The organism is Terrabacter sp. 2YAF2, from assembly GCF_052114705.1.
Lineage (GTDB): Bacteria > Actinomycetota > Actinomycetes > Actinomycetales > Dermatophilaceae > Terrabacter.
Map to the genome: position 1 here is coordinate 302244 of NZ_JBFRFG010000005.1, position 15834 is coordinate 318077.

Genomic DNA, 15834 nt, shown 5'->3' on the forward strand with positions numbered 1-15834 from the left:
CCGGATTGCCGGGAGGACGGGGTGCGGTGGGGTGCGTTGTCCATCCTTCGTCCACACCGTAGAGTGGCTGTTCAAGGTCTGTCAAAGGTTGGAGAAGGTATGGAGATCGAGCGCAGCGTCACCGTGGGCCAGCCCGTCGACCGAGTCTTCGCCTACCTCAGCGACTTCACGAACACGACCGAATGGGATCCCGGCACCGTGCGCACCGAGCGGGTGGCCGGGGACGGGGGAGTGGGCACGCGCTACCACAACGTGTCGAAGTTCCTCGGCCGCGAGACGGAGCTCGACTACCTCGTCGTCGAGCACGTGACCGGTGAGAAGTTCGCGCTCCGCGGCGAGAACGCGACCGTCGTCGCCAAGGACACCATGACGTTCGTGCGGACGACCAAGGGATCGGCGGACCCCGCGTCCGAGGAGACGACCGTCACCTACCGCGCCGAGTTCGAGTTCAAGGGGCTGGCCAAGCTCGTCGCCCCGTTGTTCGCGCCGGCCTTCAAGAAGCTCGGTGACGAGGCCGAGCAGGGCATGCGAGACGCCTTGGGCAGGTTGGGGTAGCCGATGTACACCATCAAGCGTGCGGCGGAGCTGACCGGGATCAGCGTCGCCACCCTCCGCGCCTGGGAGCGCCGCTACGGGGTCGTCAGCCCCCAGCGCTCCGATGGCGGTTATCGCCTCTACGGCCCCGAGGACGTCCGCGCCCTCGCGATCATGAACTCCCTCGTCAACGAGGGGTGGTCCGCCCGGGAGGCCGCTGCCGAGACGACCCGTCGGCTCTCGAGCCGCGACGCCGCCGGCCGTGAGGCCCCCTTCGGGCGGGGTGACCGTGAGGTCCGTGGCGGTCGGGTCGCCCCGCTGCGACCCGGCGGTCGCTACCAGTCGGAGGACGCCGAGGCGTTCATCCGCGCGGCCGAGCGTCTCGACTCCGCGTCGGCGACGGCGGTCCTCGACGCCCGCTTCGCCCTCGGCACGTTCGAGCACGTCGTCGACGACTGGCTCATGCCGACCCTCGCGCTCGTCGGTGAGGCCTGGGCGCACGGCCGCCTCACCGTGGCCGGCGAGCACCTCGTGTCGTATGCCGTCCAGCGGCGCCTCGCGGCCGCCTACGAGGTCGCGTCGGTGCGCGCCGACGGCCCGACCCTGCTCATCGGGCTCCCGCCCGGCGCCCGCCACGAGCTCGGGCTGCTCGCCTTCGCCGTGGCCGCCCGGCGGGCCGGCTTCGCGACCGTCTACGTCGGCGCGGACCTGCCGGTCGAGGACTGGCTGCGGGCGATCGAGGCCCGGCGCGCCGCCGGCATGGTCATGGCCGTGCCGCGCAACATCGACATCGCCACGGCCCAGGAGATCGTCGACACGGTGAGCCGCACCCACCCCGAGGTCGTCATCGGGCTCGGCGGCAGCCAGCAGAACGAGATCAACGGCACCTGCGTGCACCTCGGCCACTCGATCACCGTCGCGGTCGGCGAGATGATGCGGCGGCTGCGCGTCCCCGCCTGAGCCCAGGCCCACGTCTTCGCGAAACCCACCTCACGGCATACGCCGTCGCGTACGTTCGTCGCGTGACCGCGGGTCCGCAGCAGCCGGCACGGTGGGAGCGGCGGCTCCCCGGGGTCGCGGTGCTGCGCCGGTACGACCGGGTGTGGCTGCGCGGTGACGTGCTCGGCGGCATCACGGTCGCCGCCTACCTCGTGCCCCAGGTCCTCGCGTACGCCGAGGTGGCCGGGCTGCCCGCCGTCACCGGCCTGTGGGCTGCCGGTCCGGGTCTGCTCGTCTACGCGCTGCTCGGCTCCTCGCGCCAGCTCTCGGTCGGCCCCGAGTCGACGACGGCGCTCATGACGGCCGCCGGGATCGGGGCGCTCGTCACGGCCGCGGGGGGTATGGCTCTGCGCCAGGAGGCGGTCGCGCTGCTCGCGATCGTGGTCGGGGTCATCTGTCTCGCCGGGTTCGTCCTGCGGCTCGGCTTCCTCTCCGACCTGCTCTCGAAGCCCGTCCTCGTCGGCTACATGGCGGGCATCGCGGCGCTCATGGTCGTCAGCCAGATCGGCAAGGTCTTCGGCATCACCGTGGAGGGCGAGTCGTTTGTCCAGGAGGTCAAGTACGTCCTGACGCATCTCGGCGACACGCACCTGCCGACGCTCTTCCTGTCGCTCAGCGTCCTCGCCGTCCTCTTCGCCTTCCAGCTCTTCGCGCCGACCTGGCCCGGTCCCCTCATCGCGATGCTGGGCGCCACGGTCGTCGTCGCGGTCTTCGACCTCGTCGACCGGGCCGGCGTCCACGTCGTCGGTCCGGTGCCGGAGGGTCTGCCGGCCCTGACGCTGCCCGACGTCGGCGACGTGGACCTGTGGGCTCTTCTGCCGGCGGCGCTCGGCATCGCCGTCGTCGGCTACTCCGACAACGTCCTGACCGGCCGTGCCTTCGCCGCCCGGCGCCGCGAGTCCATCGACAGCGACCAGGAGTTCCTCGCGCTCGGCACTGCCAACGTCGCGACCGGCCTCTTCCAGGGCTTCCCGATCAGCTCGAGCGGCAGCCGCACCGTGATCGCCGACACGATGGGCGCCCGAACCCAGCTGCACTCGCTCGTCTCCCTCGTCCTCGTCGTCGCGACGCTGCTCTGGCTGGGCCCCGTCATCGCAGCCTTCCCGACGGCGGCCCTCGGCGCCGTCGTCGTCTTCGCCGCGATCCGGCTCGTCGACGTCGCGGAGCTGCGGCGGATCGCGGCCTTCCGGCGCAGCGAGCTCGTCCTGGCGCTCGCGACGACGGCCGCGGTGCTGCTCTTCGGTGTGCTCCCCGGCATCGGGGCGGCCATCGCGCTGTCCGTGCTCGACTTGTTGCGGCGCATCGTCCACCCGCACGACGGGGTCCTCGGCTACGTGCCGGACGTCGCCGGCATGCACGACATCGACGACCACCCCAATGCCCAGCAGGTGCCCGGCCTCATCGTCTACCGCTACGACTCGCCGCTCTTCTTCGCCAACTCCGACGACTTCACCAAGCGCGCGATCGCGGTCGTCGACCGGGCGTCGGCGCCCGAGCGCGTCGAGTGGTTCCTGCTCAACGCGGAGGCGAACACGGAGGTGGACCTCACCGCCGTCGACGCGCTCGAGCTGCTGCGCGACACGCTCGACCGTCGCGGCATCGTCTTCGCGATGGCCCGCGTCAAGCAGGACCTGCGCGAGTCGCTCGAGGCCGGGGGGTTCGTCGAGAAGGTGGGGGCCGACCTCATCTTCCCGACCCTTCCGACGGCCGTCGCCGCGTATGCCGCGTGGTACGAGCGCGCCCACGGCTTCGGTCCCCCGGGGCTGCGCATCCCTCCCGTGCCGGGGCAGCCCGAGCCGGAGGCCTAGCCTGACCGGCATGCACTCCGACCAGCTGACGCCGACAGTCGTCGCGATCCATGTCGCCAAGGGTCGTCGGCTGCCGATGCGCTCGGTGCCGAGCGTCGAGGCCGAGGCCGGTGCCGGGCTCGTCGGGGACCGCTACCACGGGAGCAGGCACCGACACGTGACGATCCAGTCGTTGCCCGACCTCGAGGCGGGCGCCACTGACCTCGGTCGACCGGTCGATCCGGGGCTGACCCGGCGCAACCTCACCATCTCCGGCGGCACGATCCCGACGAAGCCCGGCGCCCGCGTCACGATCGGCGGCGTCGAGCTCGAGGTCGTGCGCATCGCTGCCCCGTGCCGGCTCCTCGACGACACCCTCGGGCCGGGTGCCGCCCGGGCGCTGCATGCGCGGGCCGGGACGGTGTTCCGGCTGCTGTCGTCCGGCACGATCAGCGTCGGTGACGAGGTCGATCTCTCCCCGTCAGACTGACGGCGACGGGACGCCGAGCTCGGCGTCCGACGGCAGGATGCCCGACAGCAGGAACCAGATGTCGGTCGGGGTGGTGGGCACCAGCGTCAGGCGGTCATCGGTGCTGGTGTCGGCCGCGCTCTCGAGCGCCAGCATGCCCGCCGCGGTGTCGAGCACGCAGACGCGGCGGCTCACGAGGTCGGCGTCGGACCGAACGGGCCGGCCGGGAGGAGCCCATGAGACCTCTGCCGTCCAGAAGCACCATGCACCGGCCCGGACGAGCTCTGCCGGCTCGCCCCATCGCGGGGTGAGGACCGAGGCGAGGTCGTCGGCCGCGCGGGCTCGTCGGTGGTCTTCCGGGTCGATGAGCGCGTCCAGCAGCTCAGGGGTCACGGTCACCGTGCCCGGGTCCAGCCGTGGGCGCGGACGGAGCCGGACCAGCCGTGCGATGGTGGTGGGCACGAATTCCGTTGCCACGCCGGCGAAGTCGTAGGTGCCGTCACCGACGTCGGCGAGGACGGCGGAGAGGACCGACATCCAGCCCTGGTGGACGAGCAGGCCCTGACGTGAGGACACGACCGCCTCGAGCCGCGCCAGCGGACGGGTGACCGCTGCCAGACCGGGGGCCAGGACCTGGTGCGGGCGGCCGTCGACGAGGACTCCCGCGGCAGACAGGTCGGCCGCGGCGGATCGGTCAGCCCCGGTGGACCGGTCGGCGCTTGCCTCGAGGTCGACGAGGGCGTCGAAGGCGCGCGGGTCGAGCCGCACCCGACCGACGGTGGGGTCGAACTGGATGGTCACGCGGTCCCTCCCCGTGCTCCCGCGGGTGCCACGACGAGGCTCGAGAAGACGTGGGCGAGCAGTTCTGCCTGCGCCGCCCAGGCCAGCGTGCTCGTGGTGGCGGTCAGGGTCACGCCCACGCCGTCGACGACCGTGGAGCGCTGCTCCACGGTGACCGAGCGGTTGTCCTCGGTGGCATACGTCGCGAGACGGCGCAGGCCGGGCTGGCCGCCGACCGCGAGACGCTCGGCATCGAGCGGGACGTAGTCGTCGAGGTGGGCGGCGAGGTAGGACTCCGTGCCGATCTGCCAGTCGCGCAACGACATCGCGACGTCGGTGACGGTGAGCACGAGGTTGGCGCGGAACAGGCCCTCCTGCTCCGGCTCGACGGCGACGAGCTCGACGCCGTCGTGCGGGTGGTGGACGGTCTCCCACGCATCGGGGACGAGCAGCGAGACGGCTCCGTCGGCGACGACCTCGCGACGAGGGTCGCCCGTGGCGGGCAGGCTCATCGACGACGCCCTCGGTCGCGGCGTGACTCGCCGATGACGCGGACCTGCAGGCGGGGCGCCCGGGCCTGCTGCGACCAGTGCGGCACGTACCAGCGCGGCACGGGCAGGAAGAGGCCACCCCAGAGGCTCACGACGAGGCCGACGAGCAGGAGCGGGACGAAGGCGAGGGCGCCGGGGTGGGCGCCGTTGCCGTAACCGCGGAGTCCCGCCGTGGCAGCGAGGACGAGGGCCAGTCCGGGGAGCCAGAAGAGCACTGCGGACTCCTGGAGGCGGTCACCCACCCACCAGCGCGCCCCCTCCGTCCGGCCCAGGCGCGACCAGACGACGAACCCGAGCATGGCTACGGCGACGACGACGAGGAGGGCGGACACGGCCACGACTCTACCCACGGCCAGGGACCAGGACTGGACGGCACGGGCGGGTGGGCATCAGTCGAACAGCCCGCCGATGAAGTGGCCGGCGGACTCGAACCCGTCGCTGATCGTGTGGCCCGCCCACTCGGCGGCATCTCCCACTGGACCCACCACCTGGTCGCTCACCCAGCCGCCGACGACGCCGCCGAGACCGCCGCCGACGAAGCCGCCGATGGCTCCACCGATGACGGCGCCGACGGGACCTCCGACGGCCGCGCCGACGAGGGCGCCGCCCTGGGCTCCGGCCCAGGCCCCCGCCCAGGAGCCGGCGGCCGTGACGGCGCCGGCCGTGGCCGAACGCGTGACCCGTTCGGTCGTGCCCATCGTCGGGTCGGCGGAGTCCTTTTTCCACTGCCCGAACGCCGAGGTCGCGAACGAGGTCACGGTGCCGGCCCGTCCGGCCCACTTCGAGGCCGTGCCCCACTTGGCGACGGTGGCCGCGCGATACGGGTTGGCCTGCCAGTTGCGCGCCTGGTTCATCGACCAGGCGGAGGCCCAGCGGCCGGTGGGACGCGGGAGGTAGCCGTAGCGCCCGTTGGCCATGTAGCCGCGGGGCTGCCAGCGCCCGAAGTGGTTGCGCTGCAGGTAGGAGGCGAGCACGCTCGTGCCGAACATCGTGTTCGCAGTGACGAGCCCGGGCCAGGCGAGGAACGACGCCGAGTCGTCGGGCGCGAGGTTGGACTGCGTGAGCAGCTTCTCCCAGAAGGAGTCCCCGCCGGGGCCGCCAGCGGGTCCGCCGCCAGCAGGTCCGCCACCACCGGGCAGACCAGCGGTGACGAACGCCGCCGAGGTGATCGAGGCCCCGTTGCCGCTGGTGCCGCGCTGGGCCTCGGCGTTGCGGGAGAGCCGGTCACCAAGGCGGCCCAGGTCCGCGCCGAACCTGTCCATCTGGGCCTCGATCGCGGGCCACTGGGAGATCAGCGACTGGAGGTTCTCGCCACCCCAGTTGCCCTTGAGCGCACCGAGCACGCCGCTGACGGCCTGTCGTGAGGCGGCGGCCTCACGCGCGTAGTTCACGAGCAGCTCGGCGGAGCGGTCGAGTGCATCCGGGTCGGCGCCCTTGCGATAGATGGCCATCGCTCCCCCTGTCGGTCCTGGCGCGGACCCTCGGCTCCTCTGGTCTGTCGGCCGGACGACGGTGTCGGTGACAGTGTGACGTGTCGTCGGCGGTGCAGAGCCTAGGTGCGGGTGCGGGCACCCGCGATGGGGAGCGCTCCCCATCACGTCATGCGGAGGTCTGCTCCCGAGTGTGGACCGGGTCGGCGCGCAGCGCCGCGACGACCTCCTGCCAGATGCTGCCCGTGGTGGTGCCGGAGAGCACCGGCCCGGCAGCGTCGTCCTCGACGCGGAGCGCCCCTGCCGGGGTGTCGAGCCAGACGACCCGCTGGGTCGACGTGCTGCCACTGTGGCGGTGTGCCACGTCCAGGCCGCACGAGCGCCACGACCCGGTCCGGAGACACGCCGCGACGGCCGGCCAGGGTGCCGCGGCGGCGGCCAGCTCTGCGGCGGCGTCGTTTCGCCGCGACCCGCTCGGGCTCAAGAGAGCGTCACAGGCGCCACCGTCCACCGGCCCGCCCCGGCCGTCGAGCCGGGGGCGTGGCTGCAGGTGGGTGAGGTGCGCGATGGTGGCGGGTAGGAACGCCGCCTCGATCTCGAGCAGGTCCGCCACCTCGTCACCGTGGTCGACGACGAGCGCACTGACGCGGTGGACCCAGCCCTGGTGCAGCCGGGTCGAGCTCGGGGTGGCCACCTCGACCTCCAGCCGTGCGGACGGACGAGCCACGGCGTCGAGACGCTCACGCAGGGCCGGGTGGAGGCGCCCGTCGACGAAAACACCTGCGCGCGCGAGAGATTCGCGCTGACCGGCGCTGAGCCCGTTCCGCTCGTCGACATGGAGGTCGACGAGGGCGAGCACGGTTGCGACGTCGGCGTGGAGGCGGCCGGTGGACGCGTCGAAGTGCGGTGTCTGCGGTCGACCCGCAGCCATGGTCCAGCTGTTCGTCTGCATGCCGTCTGAACCCGTCCCCCCCGGGAAATCCCCTTGACGAGCCCACCCCCGTGCTGGGCTCGGTGCCCATCATGGGGCACGGCCACGAATCGTGGCGGCGTTTTGCGTCGAGTCGAGTCGGGTTGAGGGCGAGTCGGGTTGAGGGCGAGTCGGGTTGAGGGCGAGTCGGGTTGAGGGCGAGTCGAGTCCGAGTCGGCGCGGTCGGTGTGGCCGACGGTCAGACGCCAGAGGTCACGGCTCGGCGCGGACGTCGAGGCCCACCGAGACCGTGTCCCCCTCCTGGACGTCCTCCGCACGACGGACGGCGAGCTTGAGCGGCACGACGTAGCTGCCGTCCTTCGGCCAGAGCGAGGTCGCCCACCTCGTGCCGCCGATACGGGCGGTGACCGGGATCATGCCCCAGCCGTAGCTGACGTGGGCGACGTCGTGCAGGGCCTGCGCCTCGTCATCGGGCACGGTGACGAAGTAGTAGGGCGCGGGTCCTCGCCACTCCCAGACCTCACCGCTGAACTCCAGCTCCATGACGTCAATATGGCAGCCGGCGCCGCGGAAGGGGTCGAAGGGCGCCGTCGTCTCCGTCGTGACCTGGCGCTCCGATCTCTCGCGCTGTCAGGCGTCGTCGCGTTCGGGCAGGACCGGCTGGTCCGTGGGGTAGAGACCGACGGCCAGGCCGTAGACCGTGTCGCCCGAGCGGGGGAGCGCGGTGAACTCACGCACGAGGCCCTCGACCCGGCGCCAGAACTCCGAGGCGCTCTCGCGTGGGATCCGCGCGTGGCGCAGCGTCGAGTAGAGCGTGTCGTCCTCGTGGGCTGGCACGGACTCGGCGGCGGCGACGGACAGCGCGTTGACGCATACGGGGGTCGTCTCGTCGCCGGGTCGTCGCGCGATGCCGATCGTGATGGTGCGGCCGGTGCGTCCGTAGTAGCGCTCGTCGATGGCCCGGACCCTGCGAGTTCGGACGACGCGGAGCATGCCGGCGTCGACGAGCACGGCGACGTGGTGGGCCACGGTGCTCTTGGGCCGGCCGACGGCAGTGGCCAGCTCGGCGACGGTCGCGGCCCGTTCGAGCACGAGGTCGAGGATCGACGACCGGAGGGGGTCGGCGATGGCTCGCAGCTGGGCAGGTGTCGTCAGCTCCACCGCGTCGGGGAGCTCGTAGTCGGGGAGCTGCTGGCTATTGATCGACATTGTTGGATCAGTCTAGATTGTTGGATCAACAGCACGGGAACCTTCGAGCACAGGAGCAAGCATGGCCGACGTCCTCCTCCTCCACCACGCCCAGGGACAGACCCCGGGCTTCCTCGCCTTTGCCGACGCCCTGCGGACGGCCGGGCACACGGTCCACGCGCCGGACCTCTACGCCGGCCAGAGCTTCGCCACGCTCGACGAGGGCATGGCCAACGCGCGGTCGATCGGCTTCGGCACCCTGCTCGAGCAGGGCGTCGCAGCGGCCGAGGGGCTGCCCGAGGGCGCGGTGTATGCCGGCTTCTCCCTCGGCGTCATGGCCGCCCAGTGCCTCGCGCAAACCCGTGCCGGAGCCGGCGGCGCCATCCTGCTCGACTCGGCGATCCCGTTGGGTGAGTTCGCCCCCGGCTGGCCGGAAGGGGTCCCGGTGCAGATCCACGGCGGCGAGGCCGACGAGTTCTTCATGGACGAGGGCGACGTCGACGCGGCCCGGGCCGTCGTGGCGGCTGCCGGGGACGGCGAGCTCTTCACCTACCCCGGCTGCGGCCATCTCTTCGCCGACGCCAGCGCGACGGCCTACGACCCGGAGGCGGCCGCGCTCGTGCAACGGCGCGTGCTCGACTTCCTCGCGAGGGTCTGACGCCGGCACCGGTCGTCAGCCGGGCGGGCCGCCGGGGACCAGGGAGTAGTAGACCTCGTCCGACCGGGTGCCGTCGGGGTTGGGCAGTCGAGCGCTGAGCTGCCCCTCCATCCGGAAGCCGGCCCTGGCGGCTGCCTTGCCGGATGCGACGTTGCCGACCTTGTGCCCGAGCTCGAGTCGCGCGAGCCCCGCCTCCTCGAACGCCCAGCTCGAGACGAGCCGCAGCGCGCGCGTGGTGAACCCGCGTCCACGGAAGGCCGGGAGCACGCCGTAGCCGACGAGGCCGGTCCCTGGTGGTCCCATGCGCAGGACGCCGATGACGCCGGCACCCTCGCCGGAGTCGACGTCGACCATGACGAAGCGAGCCGCGCGGCCTCGACGCCATTCCAGAGCGGCGCGTGCTGCTTGGCGGCGGGCGTCGTCGTCGGTCAGTCGCCGCCCCTCGAAGTCCCAGCGCAGCGACTCCTCGTCGTTGTGCTCGTCGCGCACGACCTTCCAGTCGCCGGCGGTGACGGGACGCAGCGTGAGCACGCCGTCCGTCAACGCGCCCGTCTCCGGGAAGGCCTGCGGCGTGGGGGCTGGCGAAGCACCCTGCGGCCGACGCAGCAGGTAGCAGTCCGTGACCCACCCGTGGCGTTCACGTGCGGCAGCACGCACACGGCCCACCTCGTCGATGACGTCGCCAAGCCTCCCGTGCACGAGCAGCTCGTCGGGCGTGCCGAGGTAGGCGCCCCAGTAGAGCTCGAGGTCGGGGAAGGCGCCGGCGAGCTCGGTGCACGCGAGGCGGCCGTCGAACGGAACGACGACGTCGCCGAGGGACGGGTCGTACTCGTCGCCGAGGCGACGCCCGGTCGTGATGTGGAGAGGCACGTCAGCGCGGCCCAGCGGGATGCGGTGGCGCGCGGCGAGCAGCTGCGGTGCGCTGATCCCGGCGATGACGTCATGGTCGAGGGCGACACCGCTCTCGGCATACCGCTCGACGAGCGCGTCGACGACCCGGATCGTGGCCTCGTCCCACGCCGGGTCACCCCACGCGAGGAAGCCGACCGTCGTCTCACCGGCGGCCAGTCCGTCGATGACGTGGGCGTAGGTGTCCACGATCCCGCGGTCGTATGCCGGGTCGTCGCGTTCGGCGTCCGGCTCTCCTCGCGGGTCGCGGACCTCCACGACGCGGTACGCACGGTCTGCAGGGATGAGGGCGTCGCACACCGCCTGCCGTGCGGCGGCGAGGTCGGAGGGCTCGTCACCCGGATCGGGGACGAGGAAGACGTCGACCGTGGCGAGGGCCCGGACGGCATCGCCGGTCACCTGACCGGGATCACCGGGACCGACCCCGATGACGCGGATCCGCTCGATCATCTCCCCCCACCCCTCAGCTCGAGGACGCGCGTCAGGGAGAGGAGTGCATCGACGTCGACGTGCTCCTCGAGGGCGTCAGCGAGGGTGTCGAGCATCCGCTCGCGCCGCTCCGCGAAGCCGGGGGCGCCCGACTCGGGCTGCCACCGGGACCCGGCCGCACGTGCAACCTCGGCCAGCCACGCCCGGCGGAAGTCGTCACTCTCGAAGGCTCCGTGCCACATCGTCCCCCAGACGGAGCCGACGTTCCAGCCGTCGAGGAAAGGTTGCACCGCAAGCGAATCCGCGTCGTCACCAGTGGCAGGCGCGATGCGTCGGGCGATCCCGTGGTGGATCTCGTAGGCGCTGTCGACGAGGTGTCCCGACCATGAGCCGACCGGACGTGCGAGCACCTTGCTCCCGTGGAACTCGACACGCACCGGAAGGTGGCCCAAGCCCGGCACGACGCCCACGCGTCCCTCGACATCGTCCTCGATCTCGTGAGCGAGCATCTGGTAGCCCCCGCAGATGCCGAGGACCGGCCGACCGGTCGCCACCCGGCGAGCGACGACCTCGGCGAGGCCGCGCACGCGCAACCATTCGAGATCGCTTGCAGTCGAACGTGATCCGGGCAGGACGAGCAGGTCGGCGGACTCGGCGACAGCCGGATCGATGGTCACGAGGACGTCGATGCCCGGCTCGATGGCCAGCGCATCGACGTCGGTCGCGTTCGAGATGCGCGGTAGCCGGATGACGGCCACCTTGAGCCGCTCGCGCGACGACGTGGACGAGGCGGTGGAGGCGCGCCAGTGGGCGACCTCGAGGGTGTCCTCGCTGTCGAGCCACACGTCGAGCAGCCACGGGATGACGCCGTGGAACGGCACCCCGGTGCGCTCCGTGATCGCCTCCAGCCCCGGTTCGAGCACCGATGCGTCGCCCCGGAACTTGTTGATGACAAAGGACTTCAGCAACGCGCGGTCGTCCTCGTCGAGCAGTGCCCACGTGCCGTAGAGCGAGGCGAGGATGCCGCCGCGGTCGATGTCGCCGACGACCACGACCGGCAGGTCGAACTCGCGGGCCAGGCCCATGTTGACGTAGTCACCCGCGCGGAGGTTGATCTCCGCCGGCGAGCCCGCGCCCTCACACACGACGAGCTCGTAGGAGTCGGCGAGCTCGCGGTAGGCGGCGAAGGCGGCCTCGGCCAGGTGGGCGCGCCCGGCGGCATACTGCCCAGCCTCGAGGGTGCCCGCGGGCTCGCCGCGCACGACGACGAACGCCCGGCGGTCGGTGCCCGGCTTGAGCAGCACGGGGTTCATCGCCGTCGTGGGCTCGAGGCGGGCCGCCTGCGCCTGGAGGTACTGCGCCCGGCCGATCTCGCCGCCGTCGAGGCAGACCATCGAGTTGTTCGACATGTTCTGCGCCTTGAAGGGCGCGACCTCCACCCCGCGCCGAGCGAGAGCCCGGCACAGACCCGCGACGACGACGGACTTCCCGGCATCGGACGACGTGCCGGCGACGAGGAGGCCGGACGGGCCGGAGCGGTCGGAGGGCGCGGACGAGAGCACCTGACCATCCTGCCGGACGGCCCGCCGCAGCCGGGTCGGTCCTACGCTGCAGGCATGCAGCTGCGCCGTGTCGACGAGGCCAACCCGGTCCAGCGATCGCTGCGCGGGCTCGTGGCGTCGCGCCCCGGGGCCTGGGTGTCCAAGCGCGTGCTCCACCGGCTCGACGGGCTCGGGCACCGCCTCGCCCCCGGCCGCACCCTGCCGAGCCAGTGGCTCGCCGCCGTCCCGGTCGGGATGCTGACGACGACCGGCGCCCGGTCGGGGCAGCCGCGCACCGTGCCGCTCATGCTCGCCCCGCTCGAGGACGGGTGGGGCGTCATCGCCTCGCACTACGGCTCCGAGCGGCCACCGGCGTGGTACTTCAACCTCCGCGCCCACCCGCAGGCCTCCCTCGAGGTCGACGGTGTGGTCCACCGGGTGCGGGCCGAGCAGGTGCAGGGCCCCGACCGGGAGCGCGTGCGCGAGGCGGCGCTGGAGTTCTACCGCGGCTACACGGCCTACGAGGAGCGCGCCGGGGGCCGCGACCTCGGCTTCTTCGTGCTGCACCCCGAGCGCGACTGACGCGCTCGGGGTGCGGCGGCCGAAGGGTCAGCTCACTCGGGGTCGCCGTCGGCGAGCAGGCGGTAGAGCTTGCGCCGGGTCTCCGTGAGGATCTCCGCGGCCTCGGCCCGCTGCTGCGAGGTGCCGGTCGTGACGACCTGCCACATGCCGCCCATGACCTGGCCGACGAGAGGCATGAGGTCGCCTGCACCGCCGGTGGGTCGGGGCGCCTCCTCGTCGGGCTGCTCCTCGAAGGGCCGCCAGGTCGCGGCCATCTCGTCGGCGTTCTCCTCGACGTAGGCGCGGCCCGCGTCGGTGAGGCGCAGCAGTCGCCGGCCCTCGACGTCGCGGCCCTCGACGAGGCCCTCGTCCTCGAGCTGCTGGACGGTCGGGTAGACCGACCCCGGGCTGGGCTTCCAGGCCCCGCCCGTGCGCTCCGAGATCTGCTGGATCAGCTGGTAGCCGTTCATCTCGTCGCCGGCCAGGACGTCGAGGATGGCGGCGCGGACGTCCCCGCGACGCGCGCGGGGTCCGCGGCGACCGCCGAACTCCGGGCCGACGCCGGGGCCGCCGAAGTGGCGGACGAGGTCGGCGACCCACGGGGGAGGGCCGGGGCGGCCACGGCCGCCGGGTCCTCCGGGACCGCCCCACGGGCCGCGGCCGGGTCCGAAGCCGGGGCCGCTGCCCTGACCTCCCCAGCCACCTCCCCAGCCGCCGTCCCAGCCGGATTCTCGTCTGGTGTGTCGGTGTCCGTGCATGGTGGTTCTCCTTTGTCCGAACGCGACTCACGAACAGTCGCGATAGGTCGACGATATATCGCGACTGTCTCATGTGCAAGGGGTTCTCGATCGGGTAAGGAGCGAATGACATGCCGCTTGGGCTGACGGCGATGACGTCGTATCGGCACTTCTAGGCAATGCACTAGATGACCCGATCTGACGGAATCGCCGGACACGTGCCACGGAAAAAAGTCACACTCCATTGAGGTACGGCACAGGTTTGGTTACGGTTCGTCGACCGCGGTACGCGGCGCGCTCGTGAGGAGGACGTGACGTGGCGAGCACACAGGGGGACGGTTCGGCGGGCACAGCCGGTGGCGGTGTCGGACGAGCCGAGACGATCGCGAGGAGATCCACGATGAGCAACGTCCCAGCGGCGCCGCTGGGCGACAAGCGCACGGTCCGCATCCAGTGGGCGCCGTCCGCGGCCCCGCGCATCCGCAAGGAGCTCGTCGAGGACCTCGTGGCCCGCGAGGTGGTGCCGCAGGTGATCGACGAGGCCGAGATCGTCGTCAGTGAGCTCGTCGCCAACGCCATCCGCCACGCCAGGCCGCTGTCCGACGGTGCGATCCGCATCCACTGGAAGGTCAAGAACAACGTCGTCGAGGTCGAGGTGTCCGACGGCGGCGGCCCGACCGTCCCTCGTCCTGCGCCGCCCACGACCTGGGCGCCCGGCGGTCGCGGCCTGCGCATCGTCCGGTCCCTGGCCCACGAGTGGGGTGTCATCGAGGAGCCCCACGGGCGCACGGTGTGGGCCTCGCTCGGCGGCCCCTCCCGACGCCGCTCGCACTGACTGGCGCGGAGACCCGCCGCCGTGCTGCTGCCCGACCCGGCCCTCGTCGTGCTGGTCGGTGCGTCGGGCTCGGGCAAGTCGACCTGGGCGTCGTCCCGCTACCGCCCTGCCGAGGTCGTCTCCTCGGACCTGCTGCGCGGGGTCGTCGGCAGCGGTGAGCACGACCTCGACGCCACGGTCGACGCGTTCGCCCTTCTCGAGCAGGTCGTCTCGGCCCGCGTCGGGCGCGGGCTGACCACCGTCGTCGACACGCTCGGCACCGACGTGGTCAGGCGCCGCCGCTGGCTGGCCGCAGCCCGGACCGCCGGTCTTCCGGCCGTCGCCGTCGTCCTCGAAACGCCTGCGGCCGTATGCCGTTCGCGCAACGCCGCTCGTGAGCGCCCGGTCCCGGCCCGCGTCCTCACGAGCCAGCTCGCCTCGGTCGCCGCCACCGCGGACCTGCTCGAGGCGGAGGGGTGGCAGGTCGTCCGGGTGACACCCGATGAACCCACGCCGGACCCACCCGAGCCTGGCGGCACGGCACGCCGCCCGGAGTTCGCGGACCCTCTCATCCGATCCGGCCTGCACGGGGTCGTGCTCCAGCTGTCACGCTTCCCGGCCGACGGAGACCTCCTCGCATGGCTGCGCGACATGGCGGCTGCCGCCGAGGAGGCCGGGCTCGCCGGCATCGCGCTCATGGACCACCTCATCCAGATCCCGCAGGTCGGGCGCGCCTGGGACCCGATCCCCGAGCCGTGGGTGACGCTCGGCGCCCTGGCCGCCTCGTCGACGCGGCTCCAGCTCGGGACGCTCGTGACGCCGGTGACCTTCCGGGCCCCCGGCATCACGGCCAAGGCCGCGGCGACGCTGTCGGCCCTGACGGGCGGGAGAGCGTTCGTCGGGGTCGGTGCGGGCTGGTGGGAACGCGAGCACGCGGCATACGCCCTCGGGTTTCCCTCTGCGAGAGCGCGCCTCGACGCGCTGGAGCAGTCGATCGAGACCATGAGGGCCCTCTGGGCGCCCGGCACCAAGCCGTATGCCGGACAGCGGGTCTCGCTCCCCGAGACGACGTCGTACCCCCGGCCGGTCGGTGACCTCCCCCTGATCGTCGGCGGTGGGGGTGACCGCACGCTGCGCATCGCGGCTCGTCTCGGGGACGGCTGCAACGTGCCGTCCGACGAGGTGGGGCTCGCCAAGGTCGAGCGCTACCTCGCCATGGTGCGAGAGGGCGGCCGCGACCCGTCGACGGTCCACGCGACGGTGCTGGACCTGCCTCTCGTCGGTCGGGACCGTGACGACGTCTGGTCACGCGTCGAGCGCCACCGCGGCCGGGCCCCGGCAGCGACGTTCGCGGCCCGGCACCACGCGGGCACCGCGACCGAGCATGCCGTCCGCCTCGCCGGCCTCGCCGAGCGGGGTGTCACGACGGCGTTCATCGCCCCGGTGGGGCTCGACGTACCGGACGACGTGCTGGCACTCGCGCCGCTCGCGACCGCGTTCGGCTGACCACGGCCCG

The 15834-nt window shown here is 72.6% G+C and carries 18 protein-coding genes; 8 read left to right on the forward strand and 10 right to left on the reverse strand.

The annotated features are described in order from the left end of the window. The first annotated feature begins 99 nt into the window (after positions 1–99). The 4 genes from AB4030_RS08015 to AB4030_RS08030 all read left to right on the forward strand — a co-directional run bounded on the left by AB4030_RS08015 (position 100) and on the right by AB4030_RS08030 (position 3810). Positions 100–555, forward strand: a complete 456-nt coding sequence (locus AB4030_RS08015) for an SRPBCC family protein (protein ID WP_442278680.1) — start codon at positions 100–102, stop codon at positions 553–555. A gap of 3 nt (positions 556–558) precedes the next feature. Beyond that, positions 559–1494: a MerR family transcriptional regulator gene (locus tag AB4030_RS08020; RefSeq protein WP_442278681.1), complete on the forward strand. Its 936-nt coding sequence runs from the start codon at positions 559–561 to the stop codon at positions 1492–1494. Positions 1495–1556: 62 nt separating this feature from the next. Next, positions 1557–3341, forward strand: a complete 1785-nt coding sequence (locus AB4030_RS08025) for a SulP family inorganic anion transporter (protein ID WP_442278682.1) — start codon at positions 1557–1559, stop codon at positions 3339–3341. A gap of 10 nt (positions 3342–3351) precedes the next feature. Beyond that, the gene (locus AB4030_RS08030; protein ID WP_442278683.1) at positions 3352–3810 is read left to right on the forward strand and encodes an MOSC domain-containing protein; all 459 of its coding nucleotides are present in this window, start codon (positions 3352–3354) and stop codon (positions 3808–3810) included. Here the strand turns inward: AB4030_RS08030 and AB4030_RS08035 are convergent. From AB4030_RS08035 to AB4030_RS08065, 7 genes are all read right to left on the reverse strand, one after another. Beyond that, a complete protein-coding gene (locus AB4030_RS08035) occupies positions 3802–4590 on the reverse strand; it encodes a hypothetical protein (RefSeq protein WP_442278684.1) in 789 nt (262 codons plus the stop codon). The two genes, AB4030_RS08030 and AB4030_RS08035, sit on opposite strands and share 9 nt — an antisense overlap. Further along, positions 4587–5081: a hypothetical protein gene (locus AB4030_RS08040; RefSeq protein WP_442278685.1), complete on the reverse strand. Its 495-nt coding sequence runs from the start codon at positions 5079–5081 to the stop codon at positions 4587–4589. Before AB4030_RS08040 ends, AB4030_RS08035 begins: the two co-directional genes overlap by 4 nt. After that, the gene (locus tag AB4030_RS08045; RefSeq protein WP_442278686.1) at positions 5078–5452 is read right to left on the reverse strand and encodes a hypothetical protein; all 375 of its coding nucleotides are present in this window, start codon (positions 5450–5452) and stop codon (positions 5078–5080) included. The genes AB4030_RS08040 and AB4030_RS08045 overlap by 4 nt, the downstream gene beginning before the upstream one ends. Before the next feature lie 57 nt (positions 5453–5509). After that, complete coding sequence (locus AB4030_RS08050) at positions 5510–6571, reverse strand: hypothetical protein (RefSeq protein WP_442278687.1); 1062 nt, start codon at positions 6569–6571, stop codon at positions 5510–5512. A gap of 148 nt (positions 6572–6719) precedes the next feature. Further along, entirely contained in the window at positions 6720–7502 is a 783-nt protein-coding gene (locus AB4030_RS08055) for an ESX secretion-associated protein EspG (RefSeq protein ID WP_442278688.1), read from the reverse strand. Positions 7503–7733: 231 nt separating this feature from the next. Continuing rightward, positions 7734–8024 (reverse strand): DUF1905 domain-containing protein, encoded by a 291-nt coding sequence (locus tag AB4030_RS08060; RefSeq protein WP_442278689.1) that lies wholly within the window; start codon positions 8022–8024, stop codon positions 7734–7736. A gap of 87 nt (positions 8025–8111) precedes the next feature. Further along, positions 8112–8690: an ArsR/SmtB family transcription factor gene (locus AB4030_RS08065; RefSeq protein ID WP_442278690.1), complete on the reverse strand. Its 579-nt coding sequence runs from the start codon at positions 8688–8690 to the stop codon at positions 8112–8114. A gap of 61 nt (positions 8691–8751) precedes the next feature. Here AB4030_RS08065 and AB4030_RS08070 point away from each other — a divergent pair, with 61 nt between their 5' ends. Beyond that, the gene (locus AB4030_RS08070) at positions 8752–9327 is read left to right on the forward strand and encodes a dienelactone hydrolase family protein (protein WP_442278691.1); all 576 of its coding nucleotides are present in this window, start codon (positions 8752–8754) and stop codon (positions 9325–9327) included. A 15-nt stretch (positions 9328–9342) separates the two neighbouring features. On the opposite strand, the gene cobF is transcribed toward AB4030_RS08070, so the two are convergent. Continuing rightward, positions 9343–10686 (reverse strand): precorrin-6A synthase (deacetylating), encoded by a 1344-nt coding sequence (gene cobF, locus AB4030_RS08075; protein WP_442278692.1) that lies wholly within the window; start codon positions 10684–10686, stop codon positions 9343–9345. Continuing rightward, positions 10683–12227 carry a cobyric acid synthase gene (locus tag AB4030_RS08080; protein ID WP_442278693.1) on the reverse strand — a complete coding sequence of 515 codons (1545 nt, stop codon included), beginning with the start codon at positions 12225–12227 and terminating at the stop codon, positions 10683–10685. Before AB4030_RS08080 ends, cobF begins: the two co-directional genes overlap by 4 nt. Positions 12228–12281: 54 nt before the next feature. Between AB4030_RS08080 and AB4030_RS08085 the strand changes: the two genes are divergently transcribed. Continuing rightward, positions 12282–12788: a nitroreductase/quinone reductase family protein gene (locus tag AB4030_RS08085; RefSeq protein WP_442278694.1), complete on the forward strand. Its 507-nt coding sequence runs from the start codon at positions 12282–12284 to the stop codon at positions 12786–12788. A 32-nt stretch (positions 12789–12820) separates the two neighbouring features. On the opposite strand, the gene AB4030_RS08090 is transcribed toward AB4030_RS08085, so the two are convergent. After that, positions 12821–13525, reverse strand: a complete 705-nt coding sequence (locus AB4030_RS08090; RefSeq protein WP_442278695.1) for a PadR family transcriptional regulator — start codon at positions 13523–13525, stop codon at positions 12821–12823. Between the two features lie 379 nt (positions 13526–13904). Between AB4030_RS08090 and AB4030_RS08095 the strand changes: the two genes are divergently transcribed. Both AB4030_RS08095 and AB4030_RS08100 read left to right on the forward strand, forming a co-directional pair. After that, positions 13905–14339 carry an ATP-binding protein gene (locus tag AB4030_RS08095; RefSeq protein ID WP_442278696.1) on the forward strand — a complete coding sequence of 145 codons (435 nt, stop codon included), beginning with the start codon at positions 13905–13907 and terminating at the stop codon, positions 14337–14339. A 21-nt stretch (positions 14340–14360) separates the two neighbouring features. Beyond that, positions 14361–15824 (forward strand): LLM class flavin-dependent oxidoreductase, encoded by a 1464-nt coding sequence (locus tag AB4030_RS08100; RefSeq protein ID WP_442278697.1) that lies wholly within the window; start codon positions 14361–14363, stop codon positions 15822–15824. The last annotated feature ends 10 nt before the right edge of the window (positions 15825–15834 follow it).

Bases quoted from the DNA above. Each gene is read 5' to 3' on its own strand.
- AB4030_RS08065 (WP_442278690.1), bottom strand. From the start codon at position 8,690: ATGTCGATCAATAGCCAGCAGCTCCCCGACTACGAGCTCCCCGACGCG.
- AB4030_RS08040 (WP_442278685.1), bottom strand. From the start codon at position 5,081: ATGAGCCTGCCCGCCACGGGCGACCCTCGTCGCGAGGTCGTCGCCGAC.
- AB4030_RS08085 (WP_442278694.1), top strand. From the start codon at position 12,282: ATGCAGCTGCGCCGTGTCGACGAGGCCAACCCGGTCCAGCGATCGCTG.
- AB4030_RS08055 (WP_442278688.1), bottom strand. From the start codon at position 7,502: ATGCAGACGAACAGCTGGACCATGGCTGCGGGTCGACCGCAGACACCG.
- AB4030_RS08020 (WP_442278681.1), top strand. From the start codon at position 559: ATGTACACCATCAAGCGTGCGGCGGAGCTGACCGGGATCAGCGTCGCC.
- AB4030_RS08060 (WP_442278689.1), bottom strand. From the start codon at position 8,024: ATGGAGCTGGAGTTCAGCGGTGAGGTCTGGGAGTGGCGAGGACCCGCG.
- AB4030_RS08070 (WP_442278691.1), top strand. From the start codon at position 8,752: ATGGCCGACGTCCTCCTCCTCCACCACGCCCAGGGACAGACCCCGGGC.
- AB4030_RS08095 (WP_442278696.1), top strand. From the start codon at position 13,905: ATGAGCAACGTCCCAGCGGCGCCGCTGGGCGACAAGCGCACGGTCCGC.
- AB4030_RS08090 (WP_442278695.1), bottom strand. From the start codon at position 13,525: ATGCACGGACACCGACACACCAGACGAGAATCCGGCTGGGACGGCGGC.
- AB4030_RS08015 (WP_442278680.1), top strand. From the start codon at position 100: ATGGAGATCGAGCGCAGCGTCACCGTGGGCCAGCCCGTCGACCGAGTC.
- AB4030_RS08030 (WP_442278683.1), top strand. From the start codon at position 3,352: ATGCACTCCGACCAGCTGACGCCGACAGTCGTCGCGATCCATGTCGCC.
- AB4030_RS08050 (WP_442278687.1), bottom strand. From the start codon at position 6,571: ATGGCCATCTATCGCAAGGGCGCCGACCCGGATGCACTCGACCGCTCC.
- cobF (WP_442278692.1), bottom strand. From the start codon at position 10,686: ATGATCGAGCGGATCCGCGTCATCGGGGTCGGTCCCGGTGATCCCGGT.